Genomic DNA, 1,951 nt, shown 5'->3' on the forward strand with positions numbered 1-1,951 from the left:
CTACAGCGTATGGAGCGCCATGATTTCGGCCTTCCGGCGCTGGACGTCCGACACCAGCCTGGTGACGCGAATCAATGAGTCGATCGACATCGGCAGCAGCTCCTTCTGCTCACAATTTGCAGCCAACTGCTATGAGGTCGGCAATCTCTATAACGAGGCCAACCTCGTGCCGCCACCGCCTGCCATTTTCGGTAACCAACCGAGCGCTATCACGCCTGCAGAGTTGGCAACGTTCTGTGATTCCTCACCGTACTTCTACTTCTCTGGCTTCTGGCAGGACAACGTTGAGGTGCGGCTTTAGCGGCGCCGTCACGGTCAAGGCAATGCCTCAGGAGGTCGAAATGCAGCCACCCGTTCTGTCCAACGAAGATCGCCAACGGCTCGAAGCGATGCTGCGTAACCCGCAGGTCTTCGCCGGAGCGCCCCAAGCCATCGTTGACGAGACCCTCAAGCGCGCCACCCAGGTGCTTGAGCAGTCGAAGGTCAATGAGCAAGCGCTCACAGCAGCAGCGGAGCAACGTGAGGCTGCGATACGTCAAGTGTTGGACGGCGCTTCCCCGGACAGGGATGCGCAACGCAAGGAAGTGCAGGCACTGATCCAAGGGTTAATCACGCAGATTGAAGCTGCCTTGGCCGCTGCTGCGAAACCTTGAACCCACATGCTTCACAGCGCCTGATTCGCAACGTTCATTCATGAACACGGAATGCACCGTGTACTAAATAAGGAAATTGATCATGGCAACTGTAAACGAACAAATCACCGACGCGGTCACGCAGACCAACGTCAAAGTGGTGGCCGAATCGCCAGCGATGGCGATGAGCACCATCTACCAATCGATGGCGCAGGCCACGGCGATTCTGTTCCAGAACGCTGTGTCAGCCCAACAGCAACAAAATACCCTGGCCCAGGCGGCTACCAACCAGGGCGTGATGCAGATCTACAGCGTCGATACCACGGCCGGTGCGGCGGCTACCGAAAAAGTCGCCCAAGGCGGCGTGTCGGATAACCTCACCAGCCTGTTGACCGTGCTCAAGTCCTTCCAGGCTTAAGCACTGAGCGATAACGGATGTTGTTCTTTCTCAAACCAGGAGTTCCACCCATGAGCACAGTCAGCCCGCAAATCACCGATGCCGTCACCCAAACCAACGTCAAGGTCGTTGCCGAGTCGCCAGCGATGGCCATGAGCACGATTTACCAATCCATGGGCCAGGCCACGGCGATCCTGTTCCAGAACTCGGTTTCGGCCCAGCAGCAGCAAAACACCCTGGCCCAGGCCGCCACCAACCAAGGCGTGATGCAGATCTACAGCGTCGACACCACCGCTGGCGCCGCAGCCACCGAAAAAGTTGCCCAGGGCGGCGTAGCCGACAACCTGACCAGCTTGTTGACCATCCTCAAATCGTTCCAATCCTAAACAGCCACCGCTCCCCCGACACCCCCGTCGCCCGAAAGGCGCCGGGGGTGTCGTCGTTTGTACGCTTGATCCGAAAGGTGGGCGAAATACGCGGTTTTCGTTCTTTTTTTCGAACAGACTATTGCCCTGCACCCCCATTGATCCTAGGATTCGTTTGAGATTTCAAACGCTCCTGCCTGGGTGCTGAACCGCACATTTGTCCTTTCGTGCGCTATTTACGTGCTTGCGCCCAGTGAATGATTTCCCTGACGGCAGCCCTCAAGGCGCCTTTCAACAACTCTAATTCGCTCCGCGCGTGCGCGGTGCTGTTAAGGAAAGCCGACATGCAGCTCAAAGACACCCAGTTGTTCCGCCAGCAAGCCTTTATTGATGGCGCTTGGGTCGATGCGGACAACGGTCAAACGATCAAGGTCAACAACCCCGCTACCGGCGAAATCCTCGGTACCGTGCCAAAAATGGGCGCCGCCGAAACCCGTCGCGCCATTGAAGCAGCTGACAAGGCCCTGCCGGCCTGGCGTGCACTCACCGCCAAGGAC

Annotated in this window: 4 protein-coding genes and 1 pseudogene; all 5 read left to right on the top strand. The window is 57.9% G+C overall.

Features of this window, described 5'->3' with window-relative positions; all coding sequences use genetic code 11:
* Nucleotides 1-301: pseudogene (locus tag ACRESD_RS10980) on the top strand (hypothetical protein); the annotation flags it as partial.
* A 40-nt stretch (nucleotides 302-341) separates the two neighbouring features.
* Nucleotides 342-653, top strand: a complete 312-nt coding sequence (locus tag ACRESD_RS10985; protein WP_431750933.1) for a hypothetical protein — start codon at nucleotides 342-344, stop codon at nucleotides 651-653.
* Nucleotides 654-735: 82 nt separating this feature from the next.
* A complete protein-coding gene (locus ACRESD_RS10990) occupies nucleotides 736-1,050 on the top strand; it encodes a RebB family R body protein (protein ID WP_248752006.1) in 315 nt (104 codons plus the stop codon).
* A 50-nt stretch (nucleotides 1,051-1,100) separates the two neighbouring features.
* On the top strand, nucleotides 1,101-1,415 hold the full coding sequence (locus ACRESD_RS10995) for a RebB family R body protein (RefSeq protein ID WP_078731054.1): 315 nt from the start codon (nucleotides 1,101-1,103) through the stop codon (nucleotides 1,413-1,415).
* Nucleotides 1,416-1,738: 323 nt separating this feature from the next.
* A partial coding sequence (locus ACRESD_RS11000) for an aldehyde dehydrogenase family protein (RefSeq protein WP_431750934.1) occupies nucleotides 1,739-1,951 on the top strand: 213 nt, incomplete at its 3' end.

It is taken from the genome of Pseudomonas sp., assembly GCF_050739995.1.
Classification (GTDB): domain Bacteria; phylum Pseudomonadota; class Gammaproteobacteria; order Pseudomonadales; family Pseudomonadaceae; genus Aquipseudomonas.

What these genes read in the sequence shown, in the direction of transcription:
- ACRESD_RS10985 (WP_431750933.1), top strand. Translation starts at nt 342, where the DNA reads ATGCAGCCACCCGTTCTGTCCAACGAAGATCGCCAACGGCTCGAAGCG.
- ACRESD_RS10995 (WP_078731054.1), top strand. Translation starts at nt 1,101, where the DNA reads ATGAGCACAGTCAGCCCGCAAATCACCGATGCCGTCACCCAAACCAAC.
- ACRESD_RS10990 (WP_248752006.1), top strand. Translation starts at nt 736, where the DNA reads ATGGCAACTGTAAACGAACAAATCACCGACGCGGTCACGCAGACCAAC.